This is a genomic window from Pseudochrobactrum sp. AO18b, from assembly GCF_000409565.1.
Lineage (GTDB): Bacteria > Pseudomonadota > Alphaproteobacteria > Rhizobiales > Rhizobiaceae > Pseudochrobactrum > Pseudochrobactrum saccharolyticum.
Genome location: NZ_ANNO01000123.1, coordinates 1 through 25,646, shown reverse-complemented (window position 1 = coordinate 25,646; position 25,646 = coordinate 1). Strand labels below are relative to the sequence as shown.

Here is a 25,646-nt window from a genome sequence, read left to right as displayed (position 1 = left end):
CTTTAAAGTTTCGCCTGTAACTTACCGGACACTGACTTGTAATTCTCCCGTTTGCTCATTCTTGTAATGTGCTGTAAAAACAGATGCTGTCTGCATGGCAGACTGCATGCTGTATTGTCGCTCCGAAAGACTGAAAAGGTTTGCTGATGAGAATTCTGATTGTTGAAGATGATAAGGATCTTAACCGTCAGCTGGCTGAAGCTCTCCGTGATGCGGACTATGTAGTCGATTGTGCTTTTGACGGCGAAGAAGGACATTTTCTCGGCGATACTGAACCTTATGATGCGGTGATACTGGATATCGGCCTGCCGCAAATGGATGGGATCAGTGTTGTGGAGCGCTGGCGTCGTGAAGGCCGTTCCATGCCGGTGCTGATGCTGACAGCGCGTGACCGCTGGAGTGATAAGGTTGCCGGTATCGATGCCGGTGCCGACGATTATGTGGCGAAACCATTTCACATTGAAGAAGTTCTGGCGCGGTTGCGCGCTCTGATCCGCCGTGCGGCTGGCCATGCTTCATCGGAAATTGTCAGCGGTAAACTTGTGCTGGATACAAAGGCATCCAAAGCAACGGTTGACGGTGCAGCTTTGAAGCTGACCTCTCATGAGTTCCGGCTTTTGTCTTATCTCATGCACCATATGGATGAAGTGATTTCCCGTACAGAACTGGTGGAGCATCTATACGATCAGGATTTCGACCGCGATTCCAATACGATCGAGGTTTTTGTCGGACGTCTGCGCAAGAAGATGGGCGTGGATATGATCGAGACCGTTCGCGGCATGGGATATCGCATCCGCTCTGACAATAATGATGGCAGTAAAGACTGAGATGCCGTTGTTTTCCGGGAAAGTCTTTGCTCTCGGTTTGCGCTCGCTGGCACTGCGTGTGGTAACGCTGTCAACATTATGGGTCATCATTGCCCTTGTTGTCGTTGCCACACTTATTCAGTCTCTATATCGGGATGCGGCAGAGCGCAGTTTTCAAAGCCTTTTATCTGCGCATCTTTATAGTCTCGTCGGTGCGGTCAGTCTGACGCCGGAAGGCGAGCTTTACGGTAAGCCGGAGCTTGGTGAAATACGCTATGCCAGCGCTGATTCAGGCTGGTACTGGTCGGTTGATCCTGTGTCTGCAAGTGTACGCGGGCATCTGGGCTCGGTTTCATTGGGCTCAAAAATAATTCCTGTAAAGTCGGTTTCTGAAGCACCTTTCGACCAGTCATTCATGCGCAGTTATGTCGTGCAAACCAGTACTGGCGAGGATCTTTCTGTCGTTGAAACAGAGGTTGTTCTCGACAGCACGGATAAAATTGCCCGTTTCCGCGTGATGGGTAATCTGAATGAGGTGAAAGAAGAAATCAGCGATTTCCGCAACCGGCTTTATATCTATCTGGGGCTGTTCGGCCTTGGCAGTATTCTGATTAATGCGGCGATTATTTTGTTTGGTTTGCGACCGCTGGATCATGTGCGTCGCACGCTGGCGGATATTCGTGAGGGAAGAAGCAATCGTGTTGATGCGGACTTGCCTTTGGAAATCGCACCGCTCGCGCAGGAAATGAATGCCCTGATAGAAAATAACCACCGTATTGTGGAGCGGTCGCGGACGCAGGTGGGCAATCTCGCGCATTCTCTGAAAACGCCGCTTTCTGTGCTGATGAATGAAGGCCGCAATATTGGCGGCCGTCAGGGGCAGTTGGTGATCGAGCAGAGTGATGCAATGCAGGTGCAGATCCAGCATTATTTGCAGCGCGCGCGCGTTGCAGCCCAGCGGGACAGTGTTGTGTTCAGGGCGCCGGTCACGCCTGTGCTCGAGCGCATGATTCGTGTGACGGCTAAGCTTAATCCGCATTTGAAGGTTACTTTTTCCAATCAGTTTCCCGCTGCAATCTTTGCCGGTGAAAAAGAAGATCTCGAGGAAATCGTCGGAAATATTATGGAAAACGCGGCCAAATGGGGGCGTTCAAAAATTCATCTGTCGCTGCGAGCCGCTCAGAAACCGGATGCAGGTGAAGGAGCAAGCAATCAGTTTGAAATCCTGATCGAGGATGACGGAGAAGGTCTACCTGCGGATAAAATGGCTGAAGCGCTGAAACGCGGGAAGCGCATTGATGAAAGCAAGCCCGGTACAGGTTTGGGACTGGCAATTGTTCAGGATACGGTCAGGGAATATGGCGGGGCTTTGGGACTGAGTAAGGCATCTTTGGGTGGGCTTGCCGTGCAGATTACTTTGCCTGCAGTTTTAAGCTGAGCTTTGCTTTTAGCTGGTTTCAGGTATAAATGACCGTAGTCAGGCGCATTATTCCTGATTTTGTTTTGTGTTGAGATGTCAAGGGAATGATTGCAGAGTGTGCTTTCAGCAGTCATAATGCTCTGCAAAGCGTTGCTGACAGGATGTTAAATTGCTCATGAAGTCGTCTTCCGTAGGTACATTGCGTAAACTTACTTTTATTCTTCCGCTGTTTGCTCTGACAGCCTGCTCCACATTGAACGCTTCAACATCAGGTTCGCCATCCCGGAATCCACTGGCCGGAGGATCGGTCAGCAATGCAGTGCTGGCGCCAATGGGAAATGGTATTCTGGGCTCTGCCGGTTCTCAGCTCACGGCTTCTGATCGCAGATCGGCAATCGAGGCGGAATATAAAGCGCTGGAATATGCACCGAAAGGTGAAGCGGTTTCATGGAAGGGGCGTTCTGGCAAAGCTTCCGGCGAGGTAACTGCTGCGCAGCCATATCAGGTCGGCTCGCAGAATTGCAGGCAATATAGCCATAGTTTTACCGTTGATGGAGCGCCACAGCTGGTGCGCGGCACTGCCTGCCGCAATGATGATGGTAGCTGGACACCGCTGACCTGATTTAGCCTCTGTGCAAAACTTAAATAAGGCAGGTTTTGCACAGAACTGAACTGCCGGACAGCTTTGCGGCCAAATGACCTATACCCTGATAATTTGCCAACAGGCAGTTGGTTTTACCGGGCAGGTAGATTAAGTCTCCGGTCATGGATTTCTGGCTTGTTTCTGCACTTTTAACTTTCGCTGCAATTCTTATCGTCATGTTGCCTCTGACACGAAAAGACACCGTGTCCGTGGCTGAGGGCGAGGAAGACCGCTCGGTTTATATTCAGCAGCTGAAAGAGATTGATTCCGATCTGGCGCGTGGTCTGCTGGATGAGCAGTCGGCTGAACAAGCCCGACTCGAAATATCCCGTCGTATTCTTAAGAATGACCGTCGTATGACGGATGCGGCTGCAGGTGCTGAAGGCAAAGCTACGGGTGCTGCTGAAAAGAAATATCTGTTCAGTGCAAGCGACCGTTGGGCGATTATTCTTGTCTTATTGTTCATTCCGGCAGTCAGTTGGGGTGTCTATGCAGCAATCGGTATGCCTGATCTGCCTGCGCAGCCACTGGCTGAACGCAAAAACACAATGATTCAGGATAAAAGCGCAGCCGAACTGATCGCACAGGCCGAAGCGCATCTGGCAAAGACGCCGGATGATGGCCGTGGCTGGGCGATACTTGCGCCGATTTATCTGCGCATTGGCCGCGTTGACGATGCCATTAATGCCTACCGCAAGGCTCTGGAACTGCTTGGTGATGATGTTGATCGTCTGATCGGTCTCGGGGAAGCCCTGACGATTAAAGCCAACGGGCAGGTCACTGAAGAGGCTCTTGCTCTCTTCGAGAAAGCCGGAACAATCGAACCGTCCGACATGCGTCCGCCTTTGATGAAAGCACGGGCATTGCTGCAGGCCGGTAAACGGGATGATGCAATCAATGTCTTGCAGATCATTCTCAATACATCACCTGAAGATGCACAATGGCGCGCGGATATTGAGCAAACGATTGCCAATCTGAAATCAGGCGGCGCGGCTCCTTCAACTGCACCGTCACAGGCTACGCAGACACCGGCAGCTCAGGCACCAGGTCCGACAGCTGAAGATGTAGAGGCTGCTGCCGCCCTGAGTGAGCAGGGGCGGAAAGATATGATCCGTTCCATGGTGGATGGTCTGGCTGCAAAACTACAAGATAACCCGACGGATATTGATGGCTGGGAGCGTTTGCTGCGCGCATATGTCGTGCTTGGTGAGCGTGATAATGCTGCCGAAGCTTTGCGAAAAGCTGTTAAAGTTCTGCCGGAAAATGACGGGAAGCGTCTTACACAGGTCGCCACCCGGTTAGGACTGGATACGACGGGAGTTCAGAAGTGACCCATAGTCAGTTATCGGCATCACCCTCTGCAGAAAACAGCCCGCCGCGGGTTTCACAGGTTATGCGCAACCGCAAACGCAAGCGCCTGATTTTGATCTCCGGTGCCATGGCCGTTTTGGCGCTGGCTATTGGTCTGGTACTGATCGCTTTCAGTCAGGATATTCGCTATTTCCGTACGCCTGATGATGTAACGGCAGAAGATATTGCATCGGGTGCGCGTTTCCGTCTTGGTGGTCTGGTTGAGGCCGGCTCTGTAGTGCGCGGCGCGGATAAGCATGTGCAATTTGCCGTCACAGACACGCTGAAACAGGTGACTGTCACCTATGAAGGTATTTTGCCTGATCTGTTCCGTGAGGGGCAGGGCGTTGTCGCAGAAGGCCGTTTTACACCCGATGGTGTTTTTATCGCAGATAATGTTCTGGCAAAGCATGACGAAAATTACATGCCGAAAGATGTTGCAGACAGTCTGAAAGAAAAAGGTGTCTGGGAAGGGAACTAAGCTGCTCTTAAGCATGCTGTGTTTGAAACTCCCATTCCAAAAGCTGAATATTGCGTGTTTCGGATGCGCAATATTCAACAGGCAGGATAAATAGAATGAGCGTTGAAATCGGACATTTCGCACTGGTACTGGCACTGGCTTTGGCCTTGGTGCAGTCCTTTTTGCCGATCATCGGAGCAAAACGGAATGATTCCCGATTGATGAGCGTTGCAGAACCTTGTTCTGCGGCCGTGTTTGCACTGGTTCTGTTATCATCGGCAATGCTGGTACATGCCTATGTTACTTCTGATTTCTCAGTGCTCAATGTGGTTGAAAATTCCCACTCGCTGAAGCCTTTGCTGTTTAAAATTACCGGTGTCTGGGGCAATCACGAAGGCTCGATGATGCTCTGGGTGCTGATCCTGACATTTTTCAGTGCGCTGGTTGCAGTTTTCGGCAGCAATCTTCCGAACACATTGCGGGCAAATGTTCTGGCTGTGCAGGGATGGATTGCCACAGCATTCTTAAGCTTCATTCTTTTCACATCCAATCCGTTTATCCGGATTATTCCGGCGCCGATTGAAGGGCAGGATCTCAATCCTATCCTGCAGGATATCGGCCTCGCCATTCATCCGCCGATGCTTTATCTCGGCTATGTCGGCTTTTCAGTTTGTTTTTCCTTTGCTGTTGCTGCGCTGATTGACGGTCGTATTGATGCCGCATGGGCGCGCTGGGTACGACCTTGGACGCTGACCGCGTGGATTTTTCTGACCGGCGGTATCTCAATGGGCTCTTACTGGGCTTATTATGAACTGGGCTGGGGTGGCTGGTGGTTCTGGGATCCGGTTGAAAACGCATCCTTCATGCCATGGTTGATCGGTACTGCGCTTCTGCATTCCGCGATTGTGATGGAAAAACGCGGCGCTTTGAAAATCTGGACGATTTTGCTGGCCCTGCTGACATTCTCTCTGTCATTGCTCGGTGCATTCCTTGTCCGCTCAGGCGTGCTGACCTCGGTACACAGCTTTGCCACCGATCCGGGACGCGGCCTGTTCATTCTCGCTATTCTGGTGTTCTTCATCGGCGGTTCACTGGCACTATTTGCCTTGCGCGCACAGACATTGACGACCGGAACAATGTTCCAGCCCGTATCGCGTGAAGGCGCACTGGTGCTCAACAATCTGTTCCTGAGCACGGCGACGGCAACTGTGCTGATCGGTACGCTTTATCCGCTTTTGCTGGAAGCAATGACTGGAACCAAGATTTCTGTCGGTGCACCGTTTTTTAATATGACTTTCGGCCCGCTGATGATCCCGCTGCTGGCAGCCGTTCCATTCGGCCCGCTGCTGGCATGGAAACGCGGCGATCTCTATGCAGTGGCACAGCGTCTGATGTGGGTTTTCGGCCTGTGTCTCCTGAGCGTGGGACTGGTTCTTATTCTAATTGATCCGCGCGCTGTCTGGGCAGCATTTGGTATTGGTCTGGGTCTGTGGGTTATTCTTGGCAGCCTGATGGATATCGTGACCAAAGCCGGTTTTGGCAAAGTTGAGCTTTCGCGGGCATTCCCGCGTTTGTTGGGACTGCCGCGTTCGGTATTCGGTACTGCATTGGCGCATATGGGGCTTGGCATTACCTTGCTGGGTATCGTGATTGTGTCCAGTTTCGGTACGGAACAGGTTGTCACTATGAAACAGGGAGAAACGGTTGCTTTCTCCGGTTATCAGTTGCGCTATGATGCGCAGCAGCCTTTTTCCGGTTCAAACTATACGGAAGATCAGGGATTGTTCTCTCTGCTCGACAGCAGCGGTAATACAATCGGCAATGTTATGGCGGCAAAGCGCTTCTATCCGGCGCGTAATATGCCGACGACAGAAGCCGGTATCCTGACCCGTGGCGTTAATCAGTACTATGTTGCACTGGGTGATGCTCTGGAAAATGGCGGCATGGTCGTGCGCCTCTGGTGGAAACCATCGGTCACGCTGATCTGGCTTGGCACGGTTGCTATGGTTCTTGGCGGGCTCTTGTCTCTGATGGACAGACGTCTGCGTGTCGGTGCTCCGGCCAGAGCTAAAAAGACGGTGAAAGCAGTAAGCGGGGTGGCATGATGAGCCTGTTGAAAAATCTATGCAGCCGTTCCTTCTGCATCTTGCTTATTGCTGTGAGCATCGCCGCCGGTAGTTTGCTGACTGCAAATGTTCATAACGCATGGGCGGTTAATCCGGATGAAGTTCTGGCTGATCCTGTGCTGGAAAAACGTGCGCGTGATCTGTCTGCCGGTTTGCGGTGCATGGTGTGCCAGAACCAGTCGATTGATGATTCCGATGCCGATCTGGCGCGTGACCTGCGTTTGCTGGTGCGTGAGCGTCTGGTACAGGGCGACAGCGACGAACAGGTTATTGATTTTCTGGTGTCGCGTTATGGCGAGTTCGTGCTTCTCAAGCCGCGTCTCGACAAGCAGACAATCATCCTGTGGAGCTTTCCTGTCATTATTCTGATTATTGGTATCAGCACTATCTGGTTTTCACGCCGTAAGGCCGGTAGCACACAGTCACAGATCGTTCCGCTGAATGACGAGGAAAAACAACGTCTTCAAAATCTTCTGGACGGCAAATAACCGGAATTTCGTAACCTTACGAAAAATTCATGTTTCAGAAATTATCCGGTAATGTTCGGTAAGCTATCTCTTGTGAGGAATAGTTGATAATCTTTAGCTGGTTATCTGCCCTCTCAGGAGATATTTTATGTCTGATATTAAGTCATCTTCCCGTCGTCCGCTGACCCGCATTTTCTTGTCCGCCGCTCTGGCCGGTACAATTCTGGCGACAGGCCCTCTGGCATCAATCTCGTCTGCGCAGGCAGCTCCGGTCAGCGTGACTGCTCAGGCTCAGCCTGGTTTTTCTGAACTGGTTGAAAAAGTTCGCCCTGCCGTTGTGAGTGTGCGCGTGAAAAGCGATGTGCAGAACACACGCAATGATCGCACCCAGTATTTTGGCGGTAATGGTCTTGACCAGTTGCCGGACGGCCATCCTCTGAAGCGCTTCTTCAAAGAATTCGGCAATCCTTATGGTCCTGATGGTGAACAGGCGCGCCCGAATAAGCGCCAGAAGCGCGGTGATCGCGGTCATGCCCGTCCGTTTGCTCAGGGTTCAGGCTTCTTCATTTCTGAAGACGGCTATGTCGTCACCAATAACCACGTTGTGACAGACGGTGATTCATTCTCCGTTGTGATGGATGACGGTACTGAACTTGATGCCAAGCTGATCGGCACTGATGCCCGTACAGACCTTGCCGTGCTGAAAGTCGATGATAAGCGCAAATTCACTTACGTTGCTTTTGATGATGACAGCACTGTCAAAGTCGGGGACTGGGTTGTCGCCGTAGGTAATCCGTTCGGTCTTGGCGGTACTGTGACTGCCGGTATTGTTTCTGCCCGTGGCCGTGATATCGGTGCAGGCCCTTACGATGACTTCATCCAGATTGATGCGGCGGTAAACAAGGGTAACTCCGGCGGCCCTGCTTTTGATCTGACCGGTAAGGTTGTCGGTATTAACACCGCGATCTTCTCGCCATCGGGTGGCAGTGTTGGTATTGCCTTTGCAATTCCGGCATCCACTGCAAGCAAGGTTGTGGATCAGCTGATTAAGAAGGGCTCGGTTGAGCGCGGCTGGATTGGTGTGCAAATTCAGCCGGTGACCAAGGAAATCGCAGATTCGCTCGGTCTTGCAGAAGATAAAGGCGCAATCGTTGCCGAACCACAGGCTGATGGTCCTGCTGCTAAAGCGGGTATCGTTGCCGGTGATGTGATTACGGCAGTGAATGATGAGACCGTGAAAGATCCGCGTGATCTGGCTAAGAAAGTTGCTGCGATCAATCCGGGCGAAAAAGCCAGCCTGACGATCTGGCGCAAGGGCAAGGCTGAGACTGTCAGCATTGAAATCAAAGCCTATCCGGATGACCAGAAACAGGGTGACAAGAGCGCTGCTACATCTTCGGGCGAGAGTGAAACCCTTGATGATTACGGCCTCACAGTCACACCGGATGACAGCGGCAAAGGTGTTGTCGTAACCGATGTTGATCCTGACAGCGATGCTGCTGACAAGGGCATGCGAGCAGGCGATACAATTGTGACCGTGAATAATAAGGATGTGAAATCCGCATCTGACATTAACGCAGCGATTAAAGATGCTGTGAAAAACGGACGCAAGGCAGTTCTGCTGCAGGTTCAGCGTAATGGCCAGAACAGCTTTGTTGCTCTGCCGGTTGATCAGGGCTGATCTGTTCTGATAGGTTGAAATAAGAAAAGGCGGTGCTTAAACAGTGCCGCCTTTTCAAACATTTACACTCTGCTCTGAGGGTTGCTGATGCGTATTTTGATTATTGAAGATGACCGCGAAGCGGCACGGTATCTGGAAAAAGCATTTGCTGAAGCCGGACATATTGCTGATGTGGCCGGTGATGGCGAAACCGGCTATACGCTGGCTGAGAATAATCATTATGACGTGCTGATCATTGACCGCATGCTGCCGAAGCGTGACGGCCTTTCTGTCATCGCCGGATTACGCGCACAGGGGCAAACCACACCGGCGCTCATTCTTTCAGCTTTGGGGCAGGTGGATGACCGTGTGACAGGCCTGCGTGCAGGCGGTGATGATTATCTCACCAAGCCATATGCATTCTCGGAACTGCTGGCGCGGGTTGAGGTTTTGCAGCGCCGTGTCAGCCCGAAAGAAGCAGACACAGTTTACCGTGTTGGTGATCTGGAACTCGACCGTCTCTCCCATACGGCACGCCGAGCCGGTACTGAGATCAATTTGCAGCCGCGCGAATTCCGCCTGCTGGAATATCTGATGCGCCATGCGGGGCAGGTGGTAACCCGCACGATGCTGCTGGAAAATGTCTGGGATTATCACTTCGACCCGCAAACCAATGTGATCGATGTTCATATCTCGCGCCTGCGTTCCAAAATCGAAAAGGATTTTGACGAGCCTTTGCTGCATACCGTGCGCGGAGCGGGCTATATGCTGAAGGCGGGAACATCTGCAGCCAAATCCAAAGTGGCGGACAGTCAATGATGAGCCGGTTGAGCGCCTTGCTGAGCACGACAGCCGTCCGGCTGTCGGCTTTATATTTGTTGCTGTTTCTGCTCAGTGCGATGGCGCTGTTTTTCTATATGACCAACCTGTCGGTCAATTTTCTGACTGCGCAAACACAAAAAGCTTTGCTCGATGAGGTGACAAGTGTCACGCAGTCTTATGAGCGCGGTGGTATTCCGCTGCTGGTGCGCACGATTGACCGGCGCTCCCGCCAGCCCGGTGCTTTCCTTTATCTGATTTCTGATCCCGCAGGGCGTATTCTCTCCGGCAATGTGGAGAGCCTTGAGCCGGGCGTGCTGGATATTAGCGGCATGTCAGACCGGCCATTCACCTATATGCGCTATGGCGAACAGGGCAATGCCGAGAAACACAAGGCAATTGCCATTGTCTTCGCTATTCCGAATGGTATGCGTGTTCTGATCGGCCGCGATCTGAGTGAGCCGGAGCTGTTCCGTGATATTATGCGCCGTGCTTTGGTGCTGGCGCTGGGCATCATGGGAATTGGCGCTTTCCTGATCTGGTATTTTGTCGGTCGCAGGGCGTTGTTACGTCTCAAACAGGTGTCGAGTTCCTCACAACGCATTATGGCCGGTGATCTGGGTGAACGTCTGCCGGTTAGCGGTTCAGGCGATGAGTTCGATCGGCTGTCGATTAATCTGAACGCCATGCTGGGACGGATTGAAGAACTGAATGACGGGTTGAAACATGTCTCGGACAATATCGCCCATGATCTGAAAACCCCGCTGACGAGACTGCGTAATAAGGCGGAAGCCACACTTTCCGGCCAGAAAGAGAATACGGAATATCGCGCGGCTCTCGAAGATATTATTGCAGAATCCGATCAACTGATCCGTACGTTCAATGCAATCCTGATGATTTCGCGTCTTGAGGCAGGTTACTCATCCGAGAATATGGAAGTACTACCGGTCAATCCGATCCTGCATGATGTGGCAGAGCTTTATGAGCCTGTTGCGGAAGATGCGGGGCTGGAGCTTGTTGTTGAAGCCGGTGCGGATATCAGCCTGCGGATCAATCGTGAGCTGGTTGGCCAGACTATTTCCAATCTGATTGATAATGCGATCAAATATTCACCAGTCGCGGATGAGGGCGGTGAAAACCGGACAAAGATCACCGTGGCGATGAAGCAAGAGGGCGATCAGATATTAATCAGCGTTGCCGATCAGGGCGCGGGTATTCCGGAAGCGATGCGCGAACAGGCGACAGAGCGTTTTGTGCGCCTTGAAGAAAGCCGCACGCAACCGGGCTCCGGTCTTGGTCTCAGTCTGGCAAAAGCGGTGATGAAACTGCATGGCGGCAGTCTGATGCTGGAAGATAATTCACCGGGACTGCGGGTTGTTCTTGCTTTTCCTGCCCTGCCTGAGACAAAACAGTAATCAGGTAGGAATCTGTAGCGCATCCCGAAAAGTGCGTAGCGGTTTTCGGATAAGATGCGCGTGGAAACAGGAACGCATCCCGAAAAGTGCGTAGCGGTTTTCGGATAAGATGCGCGGCAACAAAGGGACAGAGCATTTCTTCTGTTTTAATTGAAACGGGAAATGCTCTGGGGGTGGAATTGCAGCATGACCGGTGTTTTGTTTTTTGATAGTTCGCTGAAATCTCTGACAGTTCCCGATCAGCAACAGGCAAAGATTTACCTGCAAAATTTAACAAGAGCGGCGGCGGAGCGCGGATGCAGTGCTCTGAGTCGCTATCTGAAAACCGCAGATGAAACCAGATTTTTGGCAGCAATTCTCGATTGCTCATCTTTCCTGAGGGAAGTGACAGAAACCTGTCCTGAAATTCTGGAAAGCCTGTTTGCCGCGCCGCTCGATGCACTGCTGGCACAGGCATTAGAGCAGATCTCTGCTCTGGGTACTGATCCGGAAATGACGGAAAACCGGTTGATGACGGAACTGCGCCGTCTCAAGAAAACTGCCCATGTGCTGATTGCGCTGGATGATCTGGCAGGCTTTGCCGATGTGATGCAAACCACCAATCGCCTGAGTGATCTTGCAGAGGCCAGCCTGCGTGCTGCCGTACAATTCTTGCTTCTTGAAAGCGATACAAAAGGCAAACTGGCTCTGCCGGATCGTAACCATCCTGAAAAAGACAGCGGGCTGATTGTGCTCGGTATGGGTAAGTTCGGCGCAAGAGAGCTGAATTATTCTTCCGATATTGATCTGATTATTTTTATCGACAGTGATCGTCCGGCCATTACCGACCCTTACGAATGTGTTGATCTGTTCTCACGCATGGCGCGGCGGCTGGTCAAGATTTTGCAAGACAGAACGGCGGACGGCTATGTCTTCCGTGTGGATTTGCGTCTGCGCCCTGATCCGGGGGCAACGCCACTGGCTATTCCGGTGAGCGCAGCACTGCATTATTATGAGGGGCGCGGCCAGAACTGGGAACGCGCGGCGATGATTAAAGCGCGCCCTGTCGCCGGTGATATCACGTCGGGCGAGCAATTTATCAAAGAACTCGCGCCCTATGTCTGGCGCAAATATCTCGATTATGCGGCGATTGCTGATATCCATTCGATCAAACGTCAAATCCATGCGCATCGCGGTCATGGCGACATTGCTGTGCGGGGCCATAATGTGAAACTCGGGCGCGGCGGTATCCGCGAGATCGAATTTTTCGTGCAGACCCAGCAGTTGATTGCAGGCGGGCGCTTTCCTGAATTGCGCGGCTCGCAAACATTGGCGATGCTCACCAAACTTTATGAGCGTGGTTGGGTGGGTGAAAATGCGCGCGATCAGTTGAGCCGCAATTATCAATTTCTGCGCAATGTTGAGCACCGTATTCAGATGGTGGCTGATGAACAGACGCATATTCTGCCGGAAGATGATGAGGGTTTCAGCCGCATCGCTTCGATGATGGGATATCCGGATAATGAAAGCTTCACAGCGGAGTTTCTGGCCGTTTTGCGCACTGTTGAAAAGCATTATGCGGCATTGTTTGAGCAAGCGCCGGAACTTGGCAGCAGTGGCGGCAATCTGGTCTTTACCGGCGAGACGGACGATCCTGATACGCTGCAAACCTTGTCACAGCTTGGTTTTGAACGTCCGAGTGATATTTGTCGTATCATCCGCACATGGCATTTTGGCCGCTATCGCGCAACGCAAACAGCAGAAGCACGTGAACGCTTAACCGAACTCACACCCGCCTTGCTGAATGCCTTTGCAGCAACCGAGCGTGCCGATGATGCTCTGTTACGTTTTGACGGTTTTCTGCAAGGCCTGCCATCCGGTATTCAACTTTTCAGCCTGCTGCAGTCCAATCCGGCATTGCTCAACCTGTTGGTTTTGGTGATGAGCGCGGCACCGCGTCTGGCTGAAATTATCACCCGTAAGCCGCATGTCTTTGACGGTATGCTCGACCCGCGCATTTTCTCCGAATTGCCAACGCGTAGCTATCTCGAAGAGCGGCTGGATACGTTCCTCACTCATGATGAACCTTATGAAGAAACGCTCGACCGTTTGCGTATTTTTGCAGCCGAACAGCGGTTTCTGATCGGCATTCGCTTGCTGACCGGTGCGATTGACGGCGTGCGTGCGGGCAGGGCTTTCTCTGATCTGGCCGAGCTGATGATCGACCGTGCGTTGAGTGCGGTGATGAAAGAATTCACCATCCGCCATGGCCAAATTGCCGGTGGCCGCATTGCAGTGTTGGCCATGGGAAAACTGGGAAGCCGCGAACTCACCGCCGGTTCCGATATTGATATCATCCTGCTCTATGATCACGATGCGGATGCTGACTATTCGGACGGTGAGAAGCAGCTTGCCGCATCGCAATATTATATCCGTCTGACACAGCGCCTGATCGCGGCATTGTCCGCACCTATGGCCGAGGGTGTGCTTTATGAAGTGGATATGCGCCTGCGCCCAAGCGGCAATAAAGGGCCGGTGGCAACCCATATTGAGGCTTTCGGTAAATATCAGCGCAATGATGCATGGGTATGGGAGCATATGGCGCTGACCCGCGCCCGCGCCATTGCCGGTGACCAGTCCTTCCGTGACGAGATTGATGCGGAGGTCGATGCTATTCTCGCTATTCCTTCAGAGGTGAAAAAGACCGCGAAGGAAATGACCGATATGCGCGCGCTGATTGCCAGTGAAAAACCACCCCGTGACAATTGGGATTTGAAACTGCGTTCCGGCGGTTTGATTGATCTGGAATTTATCGCCCAGTTCGCCGTGCTGACAGGGCAGGTGGCGACAGATATCCGTCATACTTCCACAGAGTTAAATCTGCGTCATCTGAAGCCGGATTTTTCCAGTCCTGCACTGGCCGAGGAACTGGCCACAGCCCATCATTTCTACAGCAATCTTACGCAGATCATCCGTCTCTGTGTGGATGATAATACGGGGCGGGAGGATTACCTGCCGGGCTTGCTGGAATTGCTGTGCCGCGCTGCTGAATTGCCGGATATTGTCCATGTCGAACATCAGCTGGATCAGACGACAGATACCGTGTCAAAAGCCTTTAAACAATTGCTTAAAGGCTGATCTCACGCGGCAACATCATTGCTGATCTGGTTTGTACCGGCAGGCACAACGCGGTCAGGAATACGCACGGAAACAATGGTGCCCACACCTTCTGTCGAGCAGATGCGCAGGGCGCCATTATGCAACTCAGCCAATGAGCGCGAGATAGCAAGTCCCAGACCGGAGCCCGTATGGGTCTTGGTGAATTGGTTTTCCACCTGTTCAAACGGATGGCCGAGCTTCTTCAGCGCATCACGCGGAATACCGCAGCCGGTATCCTTGATGGTGAGGATCAGCGCACCATTGGTCTTGCGGGCGCGCACCAGAATGCGACCGCCGTCACCGGTGAACTTCACCGCATTGGACAGAAGATTAATCAGCACCTGCTTGATCGCACGGCGGTCAGCGCTGGCGGTGATCGTGTCGGCAATGCTGGTCTCAACGGCAATATGCTTCTGCTCTGCCTGCAGAGAGATCACACGCACGGTTTCTTCAATCAGCGGATAGAGATCAATCTCTTCGCGATCCAGAGAGAAATGACCGGCTTCAATCTTCGACATATCGAGAATGTCATTGATAACATTGAGCAGATAATTGCCGCTGGTATGAATGTCGTGAATATATTCCGCATAACGCTCGGAACCGAGCGGGCCGAATGTGCCTGCCGAGATCATTTCAGAGAAGCCGATAATCGCATTGAGCGGCGTGCGCAATTCATGGGACATATTGGCAAGGAATTCAGACTTGGCACGGTTCGCGCTTTCCGCACGTTCCTTTTCTGTCGCATATTTGGAGGCCAGTTCTGACAGCTCGCGCACGCGGTCTTTTTCCGCTTTACGGGCAAGGCTCAGATCCTGAATGGTCGCCATCAGACGGCGCTCACTATCCACCAGACGTTCCTGATGCAGCTTCAGCTGGGTAATGTCTGTACCAACCGATACCAGACCACCGTCCTGTGTGCGGCGTTCGTTGACCTGCAGCCAGCGGCCATCGCCAAGCTGGCGCTCGAAAGTCTGCGCACCACTGCGGTCATTTTCATTGGCCATGCGGCGTTCAAAAGCGGCAGGGCGCAGCAGCGGCTGAATATCTTCGCGCGTTACACCGGCCTTCAGTGCTGTGGCAGGCAGACCAGCATATTCATTATATTTGCCGTTGGACATCACCAGACGGCTCTCGGCATCCCAGAGAACGAAAGCCTCGGAAATGCTTTCAATCGCCTCACGGATGCGCAGATCGGCTTCTGCTGTCGCTTGCGCAAAGCGGTGCTGTTCGCTGACGTCAAAAGCAATACCAACTAGATGCACATCACCTTCATTGGCGATTTCCGCACGTACGCGCATCCACACCCAGTAGCCGTCGGCATGACGCATACGCAGCACTTTGTCGACCTGACGCAATTCGCCGGACATAACCTGCGTGGCGATTTCGTAGAGATCACCATCCACCGGATTAACAATCGCGGCTACATCGCCAAAGGACAGCACACTGTCTACCGCTTCATAGCCGAGCATTTCATACATCGAGCGCGACCAGTACATGCGTCCGCGCGCCATATCCCAGTCCCAGAGACCGCAACGTCCGCGCGCCAGTGCCAGATCAATCCGCTTTTGAATCTGATGGGAGAAATCATCGGCATCGCGGGCACGCGCTGCCTGAGAGAAATAGGCATAAAGAATAGCCAGCAGCACACCGGCAGTCGCAGCAAACAGCGTAATATTCAGCGAGAGAACCTGTCGCCAGTCTTTAAAAATTGCTTTTTCAGTGTTGAAAGTCAGAACAGAAAAGGCACCGGCCGCAGCAGCCTGCACATTCTGCGGTTCAACTTTTTCAGCGGCTGCAAAAGCAGCTTCACTGCGATATTTTACAGGCAACACACCGGCGCGGCTGCCAAACATCAAGAGCGGCTGTGCTTCGGTGAACAGCGTCTCGGCCTGAATGCCGAGCAATTGACGGCCGCTCAGAGCAGCAACGATCTTTGAGTTTTCATCGAGAATGGCAAGTTCAAGCCCTGCATTAATCAAGCCCTGCGAACGCAGTTCAACCAGTAAATTCTGGATGGAACTATAGTCACCGTCGCTGTCCGCAGGTGGTACAGATTCAATCTGTTTTTGCAGCTTCGAAGCGACATGCGCGGCAGTCAGCGCCATTTGGTGGCGGGCATCGCTTTCGATCTCGTCACGCTGATTGAGCAGCGACAACATGCGCGCACCGGCGAGAATAATCAGAAAAGCAATAATCAGCACCGGCACGACGCGGCGCAGCAATGGCTCGAGGGAAAGGAGCTTACGGTAGGCAGGGCCCGACAACAGATAAACATAGCCGGAAAGCTTGAAACGCTTGCGCTGGCTTTGTCTTTCTGAGGTGTAACGGACACCATTCGGCGCGCGGTACGCGTCGGTATTTGCCATCCTGTGGCCCCTCATCTGAGTGGTTGCTTTTGAAGTGATTCGGGGTGAGAAATCCGAATAACCCTAATGAATCAAATGTGATTCGCTGTGTCCAGTGCTTTTAATTAATAATTAATAAAAAACCTGCGCCGATTCGAAGGTGATTCGATCAGTTTTCGGAAGGTGACACGTGAGGTCAGTGCTGCATGATTCTGATTTGATTCAGAAATACACTGCCGTTCAGTCTTTATCGTAAAACATTGTGTTCTTTTTAAAGCGTTTCCTGAAATGCAGAAGACGGGTGCGGAAGTTCTGATGAGCTTCCGCACCCTTATTTTGTCAGGCCAGCATGCGTTCTGTAATATCATGCACATCAGCTGAGAGGTTTTCAGCCTGAGCGATGGTTTCCAGTGCTGTTTTCAGGTGGTCGCGGCGTGCCGGTTCCAGCGTTTTCCATGAGCGCAGGCTGGTCAGCAGGCGCGACGCCAGTTGCGGATTTTCCCGGTCAATTGTCAGGATCAGATTGGTGAAAAACGCATAGGTTTTGCCGTCCGGCCGGTTGAAGCCGGTCGGATTGCCTGCTGCAAAGGCACCAAGCAAAGCGCGTGTTCTGTTCGGATTGTCGAGCGAGAACAGCGGATGCTGCATCAGTTGTTGTACAGTTTCCAGCGCATCAGGTGCAGGGCGGCGCGCCTGCACACCAAACCACTTGTCCATTGCCAGCGGTACATTGCCATAGTCTTTTTCAAACTGTGCCAAGGCCTGTGTCGCATTGTCATGACCGTAAAAGCGATGCACCAGCAAGGTCAGAGCCGCAATTTTGTCTGTCATATTGTCAGCGTCATTGAACTGGGCATAGACACGCGCAGGGTCGTTATCCGAGGCTGCAAGATAGCTCAGCAAGCCTGCTTTGAGCGCGCGTTTTCCTGCACCTTCCGCATCCGGTGTGAAAGCTGCGTTGTCTTGCAAGCTCGCATAGGTTTTGGCGAACAGCGCAGCATTCTGCGCGGCAATCACGGAGAGCAGTGCTTCTCTGCTGCTGCGGATCAGGTCAGGATCAATATTGCTGCCAAGTTCGCGGGCAATATCCGCTTCTTCCGGCAGGGAGAGGCATAGTGCACGGAAAGCGTGATCCAGTGTCTCATCCTGCACCAGTTCAGCCAATAATTCTGCCAGTGCCGGATCGAATGCGACCGGCTCCTGCAGGCGCAGTTTTTCAACATTGCTCATAATGGCATTGCTCATCAGCTGATGAATGACCTGCCAGCGGCCAAAAGCATCACTGTCATGACGGGCAAGAAACAGCTGCTCCTCACGGCTCAGTTGCTGGCTGAGATGCACCGGCGCTGAGAAACCGCGCAACAGAGAGAGAACCGGCTTTTCAGCAATATTGTGGAATGTCCAGCTTTGTGATGCTTCCCGCAGATGCAGGACATCGCCTTCAAGTCCTGCACCCTCATGGGAAGAAACAGCGATATCTTTGCCATCGGCACCGATCAGCCCGAATTTGACCGGAATATGCATGGGCTGCTTATGGCTCTGACCCGGTGTCGGATCCGTCTTTTGTCCCAAAGTGAGGCGCAGGCTCCGGCTTGCGGCATCATAGTCACAGCTGACAGTCACAAGCGGTGTACCTGCCTGATCGTACCACAGCGCAAAATGGGCGAGGGAGCGACCGGTCACATCCTCAAAACATTTGATGAAATCTTCAATCGTCGCGGCTTCACCATCATGACGGCTGAAATAGAGATCAAGACCTTTATAGAAAGGCGCATCACCGATAATGGTGCGCAACATACGGATCAGTTCACTGCCTTTTTCATAAACCGTTGCCGTGTAGAAATTATTGATCTCCCGATATTCTTTCGGCCGTACCGGATGTGCCAGCGGGCCGCCGTCTTCCGGAAATTGCTGTGCTTTGAGAATTTTCACTTCGTCAATGCGATGCACAGCGCGCGAACGCATGTCACTGGAAAATTCGTGGTCACGATAGACCGTCAGCCCTTCTTTCAGGCAAAGCTGAAACCAGTCACGGCAGGTAATGCGGTTGCCCGTCCAGTTGTGGAAATACTCATGGGCAATCACTGCTTCGATACCGGCATAATCCGTATCAGTGGCCGTCTGCGGATCAGCGAGAACATATTTATCGTTAAAGATGTTCAGCCCTTTATTCTCCATCGCGCCCATATTGAAATCGGACACGGCAACGATGTTGAAAATATCGAGATCATATTCGCGGCCATAAACTTCTTCATCCCAGCGCATTGAGCGTTTCAGCGCATCCATTGCATAAGTCGCGCGGTCTTCATTGCCATGCTCGACATAGATATTCAGCGCGACTTGCCTGCCGTTAAGCGTGGTGAACTGATCGCTGATCGAACCGAGATCACCGGCAACCAGCGCAAAAAGATATGACGGCTTGGGGTGCGGATCATGCCACAGCGCAAAATGACGGCCATTGGCGAGATCGCCGCTTGCTTCAAGATTGCCGTTGGAGAGCAGAATTGGCGCAGCCTGTTTGTCTGCCTCAAGACGAACCGTATAGACCGAGAGAACATCCGGCCGGTCGGGGAAATAGGTTATACGGCGAAAGCCTTCCGCTTCACATTGGGTCGTATAGACATTGCTGGAGCGATAAAGCCCCATCAGCTGCCGGTTGGTTGTCGGGTTGATCCTTGTGACAATCTCCAGCGTAAACGCGCTCTGCTGCGGCAGGGAGCGGATGGTCAGCAGTTCCGGCGTCGCAGTATAATCACTGACCGGCTGCCCATTAATGTGCAGGCTCACCAGTTCCAGCTCATCGCCGTCCAGTATCAGCGGTGTGGCGAGAGAAACACGGTCGCGGCGCTCAATCGTCAGGCGGGCTGTGATAATGGTTTTTTCCGGATCAAGCTGAAAATCCAGCTCGGTTTTGCGTATCAGGTAATCTGACGGGCGGTAATCTTCGAGGCGAAAGACATGACCTGTATCGGTACGCATAACTGCTCCTGAACTGACTTAAAACATATGGATATGAAGCTAAAACATTTCGTGGACGGGTGAAACTGCCTGTGACGAGAAATTCCTCTGATTGTTTCAAATGATAATATGAAGCGCCCGTTTCGCCAGTACGATCAGCATGGTTTTCGGGGCTGATAAAGTTTTTGGTATTTCCCGGAAATTCTGCAAATAGTGCTGGAAAACCGGCCTCAACCAGCTATGGTGTTTGCATATAAAAGAGGGAGTCTGCCGTACCGGATTTGACGGCAGTTAAGGAATTTTCATTGTGAATGCCCCTGAGCGCCATCTGCCTTTGGCAGATACACCCGCCGCTGCAGATGAACCAAGGCCATTGCTTGGTATTGCCTGCAAAGTTACATCTGTCTTCATTTTTGTGCTGATGTCGACACTGCTGAAGTCTGCAGAAGGCATACCTGCGGGGGAACTGGTATTCTTCCGCTCGTTCTTTGCGATTTTTCCGGTTGTGATTTATCTGGCCTATACGCATCAGCTGCAAGGCGCGATGCAGACCTCGGATATTTTCGGCCATATCTGGCGCGGGCTTGTCGGGGTTATGTCCATGCTTAGCGGGTTCTATGCTCTGACCTTGCTGCCACTGCCGGAAAGCATTGCCATCAATTACGCATCTCCGCTGATGATCGTGGTACTGAGCGCAATCTTCCTGAAGGAACAGGTGCGCATTTATCGCTGGAGCGCGGTGCTGGTCGGTTTTGTCGGTGTGCTGATTATTGTTTGGCCGCGTCTCAGCCTGTTTTCCGGCGGTGGCGTGAGCCATGGTGAGGCGGTCGGTGCGGTCTTTGCGCTGATCGGGGCTTTATCATCGGCCGTTGCCATGATGCTGGTGCGCAAACTGGTGAAGCGTGAGCGTACCGCAACGATTGTGATCTATTTCTCGCTCACATCAACGGTGATTGCACTGTTCACAATGCCTTTCGGCTGGGTCGTGCCGCAATGGTGGCAGCTGGCGCTGCTGATTGCAGCGGGCTTTGCGGGCGGCATTGCGCAGATTTTCTTGACCGAATGTTATCGCCACGCGGATATGTCCACCATCGCTCCGTTTGAATATACATCCATGTTGCTCGGTCTTGGTATCGGTTATGTGGTTTTTGGCGATGTGCCGACACTGCCGATGCTGATCGGCAGCACAATTGTGATTGGCGCGGGTATTTTCATCATTTTCCGCGAGCATAAATTGTCAGGCAGAAAACTGAGAAGGAACTGAAAAACTTAGAGCATAATTCCTTAAATTTGGATCAGTTTAAGGTAAAATTATGCTCTACTTTTAAAGTGTTAGAGCGACCTTTGTGCGCCCAAAGGGGCGCCCGACGCTCTAGTCCTTGATGTTTTCAGTTGAACTGTTTTCTGCCGGGGGTTCTTCTGTTTCTTCCTCCGGCACATCGCTGCGCGGATCCATCTGATAGCTTTCAGGCGTATTGATATTCTTGGTCGCCTGATATTTGAATTCGGTTTTCTGATCGCTGATGGCAGGGCGCTCGCGCAGGCTGATACGCCATAAAGCATGCAGCCCATAGGCGGCAAAACAGATAATCAGCGTTACCGGCATACCGGTCTTGCCGAAGCTCTCCATCATCCGCGCGGCAATCTGCGGGCCGATCACATTGCCGATGCCATAAACAATCAGCAAACCGCCGGAAATTTTAACGAATTCATTGGCCTCCGCATAGTCATTGGCATGAGCGACATTGAGGCTGTAAATCGGAAACAACACCGCCCCCATCAGGAAAATGACCATATAGCCGCTCAGGCCGTCTGCCGGTGAAAACAGCATCAACACCAGAGACAGAATAACGCCGATAATACCGCTCAGCACCATGACATAACGGCGGTCGACAAAATCCGAAAAACGCCCCAGCGGATACTGAAAAATAGCACCGCCGATCATCGCTGTAACCAGCATTGTCGCGATGCTTAGATTGTCGAGACCATTCATCTGGCCGTAAATCGGCGCCAGAATATTCCACGCACCGGCAATAATGCCGGACACGAGGGAGCCGACAACAGCTGCGGGAGAGCGCTTATACAGGCCTTTAATATCCAGAGAAACCTGTGTCAGCGGCTTCGGTGACTCCGCGCGCGACAGGGCGGTCGGGATCAGAGCGAAGCTGTAAATCAGGGTGCAGATGATAAACAGGGTCTGCGTGGAAGGATCACCAAAAGGCAGAATATACTGGCCGGACATGGTGCCGACCATGGTGGTGATCATATAGACTGAGAAGATCATGCCGCGGCTGTCATTATTGACGCGCTCATTCAGCCAGCTTTCCACCACCATATAGCCGCCTGCCAGAGAGAAACCGGCCAGCCCGCGAAAGGCCATCCATGCGATCGGGTCGATAATCAGCGAATGCAGCAGAAGCGACATGCCGAGAATGGTCAGCAAAACGGTAAAGACGCGAACATGCCCGACATTGCGCACGAAGATCGGCACCACCAGACAGCCCGCTGTAAAGGCGAGGGAATAGAATGTCCCCATCCAGCCGATTGTAATGGTTGACCAGCCTTCCATACCGGCGCGGATCGGCAGCAGCAGACCTGCCAGACCACCGGCCATAAGCATCAGAAGCGTACTGAAAAGAAGCGCTGTAATCGGCAACAACTGAGCTGGCATGGATTTATCCGGACACTGAACCTGCAAGAGCAGGCTATCGTAAATGCGAAAATATTCAGCGACGCTTTATTGTAAAAAACAATGCAGGGATACTGGCATTTTTAGTCGGGAATGAAATTCTTTTTCACGGATGTTTATGTCGCATTTAAACTGGTGATGCAGCTAGAGCGGTTTGCGTCCAGACTGGATTATAGCGCTCGCTCTAGATTCTTTATTTGGTCGCATTATCACGGGCGTCAAGTTGATCCAGCTTGACTGTGAAATGCTCTAGAGCGCCGTGTGCCAGACTTGGCACACAAAGGTCGCTCTAACACTTTAAAATGAGAGCATAATTTTACCTCAAACTGATCCAAGTTTAAGGAATTATGCTCTGGTCAGACGGCACTCTCGGCCAGACGCATTTTGACCATCAGCCAGTCTTCCCATGCGAAGCGTTTTTGAGCCGGTGTGCGCAGCAAATAATCCGGATGCAGGCTTGGCATAATCGCAACGCTCTGCTCTCCGGCAGTCGTGAGACTGTGCCAGTTACCGCGCAATTTATAAATCGGCTCACGGGAGCCGGTCAGGGCTTTGGCAGCAGGATCACCCAGTGCAACAATCACTTTTGGTGCAACCAGTTCAATCTGCCGGTCAAGAAACGGACGGCATAAGTCCAGTTCCAGCGGTGTCGCAGGGCGGTTGCCCGGCGGACGCCATGGCAATGTATTGGCCAGATAGGCTTGTTCGCGCGTCAGATTAATAGCGGCAAGGATGCGGTTGAGCATCTGCCCTGCAGGGCCGGAGAAGGGAATACCTTCCAGATCATCATCACGCCCCGGCGTATCACCGATCACCATCAGTTCTGCATCTGCCGTACCGTCTGCAAAGCAGATATTCTTGGCGGTGAATTTCAGGCGGCAGCCGTCAAAACCGGCCATTGCCTGCTGCAAGTCATCAAGACTGGCTGCGCTGCGGGCAAGCTTGCGGGCATCTTCCAGCAAAATTTCCGGTGCAATTGCGGCCTGTGCAGGCACAGATGCTGCGGCCTGCGGCTTTTGCTGGGTACGGTTTGCCTGCGGTGCATCACTGCGTGCCTGAGACTGCATGCCACCTGCCTGTGCAGGTGTGGCATTGCGCATAGAATTATCAGGCTGGGCTGTGCGTTTCGGCTGTGCGGCTGCCAGTGTTGCAGCTTCTGCAAAACGGTCAATTGGTGCATCACTCAGTGCGGAATCCACGCCGGCTTCCGCATAGAAACGAATCAGATCTTCCCAATTGGCTGTGATTGCAGTGTCTGACACACGATTGTTCCGGTTTTAGGCTTGTTTACAGTTCTGAGGTCGCAAATTGCAGAAGCTTTGGCAAGGGCTTTCGGGCATGCCTGTTTAAAAACCATTTACATTGACGTAAACGTCAATATTATAGTGATCTGTTAGTGAACAAACGTCATGATCTGAGGCGATTTTGGACAATAGGACGCATTTGAACTGTGTTACAACTCTGTATCAGGTGGAGATGAAGCATTTCATCGTCCTTTGATCAGCACGATAATGCGGCAATTAAAAGAATAGAACGAGCGCAGCGGATGTGATGAACACGATACGCTCTGGTTTATAAAAAAACGGGAACCCAAGCTGCGCCCGATGCTATGGAGGTATAAATGAACAACGAACACGAACTTCCTGAACGGGAAAGTATGGAGTTCGACGTTGTGATCGTCGGCGCAGGCCCTGCCGGTCTTGCTGCGGCGATCCGTTTGAAACAGAATAATCCGGAACTCTCCGTCGTGGTTCTGGAAAAGGGCGGGGAAGTCGGTGCGCATATTCTGTCCGGCGCTGTTGTTGATCCGGTTGGTATCGACAAGCTGCTGCCTGACTGGCGCGAAGAAAGCGATCATCCTTTCAAAACTCCGGTAACGGATGACCAGTTTCTGGTGCTCGGACCTGCGGGCTCTGTAAGATTGCCGAATTTCGCAATGCCGCCGCTGATGAATAACCACGGTAATTATATTGTGTCGCTGGGCAATGTGGCGCGTTGGCTGGGTACCCATGCGGAAAATCTCGGCGTGGAAATCTATCCGGGCTTTGCCGCTGCCGAAGTGCTTTATAATGATGCCGGTGCTGTAACCGGTGTCGCGACCGGTGATATGGGCGTGGAACGCAATGGCGAGCCGGGGCCGAATTACACACGCGGCATGGAACTGCACGGTAAATATGTGCTGTTTGCAGAAGGTGCACGCGGCTCTCTCTCCAAGCAGGTGATTGCAAAATACAAGCTGGATGAAGGCCGTGAACCGGCCAAATTCGGTATCGGCCTGAAAGAACTCTGGCAGATTGACCCAAAGAAGAGCAAGCCGGGTCTAGTGCAGCACTCTTTCGGCTGGCCGCTGGATTTGAAAACCGGTGGCGGTTCCTTCCTTTACCATCTGGAAGACAATCTGGTGGCTGTCGGTTTTGTGGTGCATCTCAACTACAAGAACCCGTATCTGTCTCCGTTTGAAGAGTTTCAGCGTTACAAGACACATCCGACGATCCGTCCGACTTTTGAAGGTGCCAAGCGCATCTCCTATGGCGCGCGCGCGATTACTGAAGGCGGCTGGCAGTCCGTGCCGAAGCTGACATTCCCCGGCGGTGCGCTGATCGGTTGTGCGGCCGGTTTTGTGAACGTGCCGCGTATCAAAGGCTCACATAATGCGGTGCTGTCGGGCATTCTCGCGGCGGATAAGGTTGCGGAAGCGATTGCTGCCGGTCGTGCGAATGACGAAGTTATCGGCATCGAAAATGAATGGCGCGACAGCGCTATCGGCAAAGACCTGAAGCGCGTTCGCAATGTCAAACCGCTGTGGTCGAAATTCGGTACCATTATCGGTGTGGCACTGGGCGGTCTGGATATGTGGACAAACCAGCTGTTCGGCTTCTCTTTCTTCGGTACGCTGAAACACGGCAAGACCGATGCGGCGGCGCTGGAACCGGCGGCTAAACACAAGCCTATCACCTATCCGAAGCCTGATGGTGTGGTGAGCTTTGACCGTCTGTCGTCAGTGTTCCTGTCGAGCACCAACCATGAAGAAGATCAGCCGGTTCACTTGCAGGTCAAAAATCTGGAACTGCAGCTGAAATCCGAACATGATGTTTTTGCAGGGCCTTCAACACGCTATTGCCCTGCGGGTGTTTATGAATGGGTTGAGAAGGACGGCAAGGAAACTTACGTCATCAATGCGCAGAACTGCGTGCATTGCAAAACCTGTGACATCAAAGACCCGAACCAGAATATCAACTGGGTTACGCCACAAGGCGGCGAAGGACCGGTCTATGCCAACATGTAATGTTGGCATTTGAGGCCGTGTCCGTCTCGACCGCCGTCAGTAAAGATGTCGGAGAGGGACCGGT

At 52.5% G+C, this 25,646-nt stretch carries 17 protein-coding genes; 13 read left to right on the top strand and 4 right to left on the bottom strand.

Annotated features, from left to right (window positions below; all coding sequences use genetic code 11):
* The first annotated feature begins 146 nt into the window (after positions 1-146).
* From A918_RS0105085 to A918_RS0105035, 11 genes are all read left to right on the top strand, one after another.
* Positions 147-827, top strand: coding sequence for a response regulator transcription factor (locus A918_RS0105085; protein ID WP_022710005.1), 681 nt, complete (start codon positions 147-149; stop codon positions 825-827).
* A gap of 88 nt (positions 828-915) precedes the next feature.
* On the top strand, positions 916-2,244 hold the full coding sequence (locus A918_RS0105080) for an ATP-binding protein (RefSeq protein ID WP_028233407.1): 1,329 nt from the start codon (positions 916-918) through the stop codon (positions 2,242-2,244).
* Between the two features lie 157 nt (positions 2,245-2,401).
* Positions 2,402-2,848: a membrane protein gene (locus A918_RS0105075; RefSeq protein ID WP_022710003.1), complete on the top strand. Its 447-nt coding sequence runs from the start codon at positions 2,402-2,404 to the stop codon at positions 2,846-2,848.
* Between the two features lie 143 nt (positions 2,849-2,991).
* Entirely contained in the window at positions 2,992-4,200 is a 1,209-nt protein-coding gene (ccmI, locus tag A918_RS0105070; protein ID WP_022710002.1) for a c-type cytochrome biogenesis protein CcmI, read from the top strand.
* 62 nt (positions 4,201-4,262) lie between these two features.
* Entirely contained in the window at positions 4,263-4,700 is a 438-nt protein-coding gene (ccmE, locus tag A918_RS0105065) for a cytochrome c maturation protein CcmE (RefSeq protein ID WP_022710001.1), read from the top strand.
* A 95-nt stretch (positions 4,701-4,795) separates the two neighbouring features.
* On the top strand, positions 4,796-6,784 hold the full coding sequence (locus A918_RS0105060) for a heme lyase CcmF/NrfE family subunit (protein ID WP_022710000.1): 1,989 nt from the start codon (positions 4,796-4,798) through the stop codon (positions 6,782-6,784).
* A gap of 53 nt (positions 6,785-6,837) precedes the next feature.
* Positions 6,838-7,293 (top strand): cytochrome c-type biogenesis protein, encoded by a 456-nt coding sequence (locus A918_RS0105055; protein WP_371257501.1) that lies wholly within the window; start codon positions 6,838-6,840, stop codon positions 7,291-7,293.
* A gap of 127 nt (positions 7,294-7,420) precedes the next feature.
* The gene (locus A918_RS0105050) at positions 7,421-8,953 is read left to right on the top strand and encodes a Do family serine endopeptidase (RefSeq protein WP_022709998.1); all 1,533 of its coding nucleotides are present in this window, start codon (positions 7,421-7,423) and stop codon (positions 8,951-8,953) included.
* Between the two features lie 87 nt (positions 8,954-9,040).
* Complete coding sequence (locus A918_RS0105045; protein ID WP_022709997.1) at positions 9,041-9,751, top strand: response regulator transcription factor; 711 nt, start codon at positions 9,041-9,043, stop codon at positions 9,749-9,751.
* Entirely contained in the window at positions 9,748-11,166 is a 1,419-nt protein-coding gene (locus A918_RS0105040) for a HAMP domain-containing sensor histidine kinase (protein WP_022709996.1), read from the top strand. Before A918_RS0105045 ends, A918_RS0105040 begins: the two co-directional genes overlap by 4 nt.
* Before the next feature lie 186 nt (positions 11,167-11,352).
* Positions 11,353-14,283 (top strand): bifunctional [glutamine synthetase] adenylyltransferase/[glutamine synthetase]-adenylyl-L-tyrosine phosphorylase, encoded by a 2,931-nt coding sequence (locus tag A918_RS0105035; RefSeq protein ID WP_022709995.1) that lies wholly within the window; start codon positions 11,353-11,355, stop codon positions 14,281-14,283.
* Positions 14,284-14,285: 2 nt separating this feature from the next.
* Here A918_RS0105035 and A918_RS19485 read toward each other — a convergent pair whose 3' ends face one another.
* Both A918_RS19485 and pepN read right to left on the bottom strand, forming a co-directional pair.
* Positions 14,286-16,670, bottom strand: coding sequence for a PAS domain-containing sensor histidine kinase (locus A918_RS19485; RefSeq protein WP_022709994.1), 2,385 nt, complete (start codon positions 16,668-16,670; stop codon positions 14,286-14,288).
* Between the two features lie 318 nt (positions 16,671-16,988).
* Positions 16,989-19,628 carry an aminopeptidase N gene (gene pepN, locus A918_RS0105025; protein WP_022709993.1) on the bottom strand — a complete coding sequence of 880 codons (2,640 nt, stop codon included), beginning with the start codon at positions 19,626-19,628 and terminating at the stop codon, positions 16,989-16,991.
* Positions 19,629-19,941: 313 nt separating this feature from the next.
* On the opposite strand from pepN, the gene A918_RS0105020 reads away from it, so the two are divergent.
* Positions 19,942-20,871 carry a DMT family transporter gene (locus tag A918_RS0105020; RefSeq protein ID WP_033315885.1) on the top strand — a complete coding sequence of 310 codons (930 nt, stop codon included), beginning with the start codon at positions 19,942-19,944 and terminating at the stop codon, positions 20,869-20,871.
* Between the two features lie 108 nt (positions 20,872-20,979).
* On the opposite strand, the gene A918_RS0105015 is transcribed toward A918_RS0105020, so the two are convergent.
* Positions 20,980-22,278: an MFS transporter gene (locus A918_RS0105015; RefSeq protein WP_022709991.1), complete on the bottom strand. Its 1,299-nt coding sequence runs from the start codon at positions 22,276-22,278 to the stop codon at positions 20,980-20,982.
* Between the two features lie 374 nt (positions 22,279-22,652).
* Entirely contained in the window at positions 22,653-23,558 is a 906-nt protein-coding gene (locus A918_RS0105010) for a uracil-DNA glycosylase (RefSeq protein ID WP_022709990.1), read from the bottom strand.
* A gap of 359 nt (positions 23,559-23,917) precedes the next feature.
* On the opposite strand from A918_RS0105010, the gene A918_RS0105005 reads away from it, so the two are divergent.
* A complete protein-coding gene (locus A918_RS0105005; protein ID WP_028233403.1) occupies positions 23,918-25,582 on the top strand; it encodes an electron transfer flavoprotein-ubiquinone oxidoreductase in 1,665 nt (554 codons plus the stop codon).
* Positions 25,583-25,646 lie beyond the last annotated feature (64 nt).